We start from the raw sequence: 425 nt of genomic DNA, 5'->3' as shown, positions 1-425 counted from the left end.
CGCTCTCGGGCCGCCAGATGACGTTTGAAACCTTTTTGGAGTTGCGCCATGTCGTCGTCTCCAGCCGCCGCGAAGGACGTTCTTATGTCGAGGAAGTCGCCCGGTCGCATGGCGCGCGCATCACGCCGGTCATGCGACTGCCGACCTATATGCCAGCGCTGGAAATTGTGAAGTATACGGATCTTGCGCTCACCGCACCTGCCTTGCTCGCGCAATCACCGGGACTGGTCTCACATGACCTGCCCGGCGTCTTTCCCGCGCTCGACAGCGAGCTTTACTGGCGGCGGGAAAATTCTGAGGATGCTGCCCTGACCTGGCTGCGGGCTCTGATCCTTGATGCTGTGACAGAATTGGCGGGATGAGACTTGCGCCGGCAGGAGTGTGCCTATAACAGACGCGGGTCACTTGGGGAGTAGCCAGTCGGT

1 protein-coding gene is annotated in these 425 nt (G+C 60.7%); it reads left to right on the top strand.

Annotation, left to right across the window (positions count from 1 at the left end):
* Window positions 1-362, top strand: a 362-nt coding sequence (locus tag B4F73_RS06330) for a LysR substrate-binding domain-containing protein (protein ID WP_290482770.1), incomplete at its 5' end; no start/stop codon positions are given.
* Window positions 363-425: the final 63 nt, after the last annotated feature.

It is taken from the genome of Hyphomonas sp. UBA3601, from assembly GCF_002375605.1.
In the GTDB taxonomy this organism is placed as follows: Bacteria; Pseudomonadota; Alphaproteobacteria; order Caulobacterales; family Hyphomonadaceae; genus Hyphomonas.
This window is presented reverse-complemented; position numbering and strand designations above follow the sequence as displayed.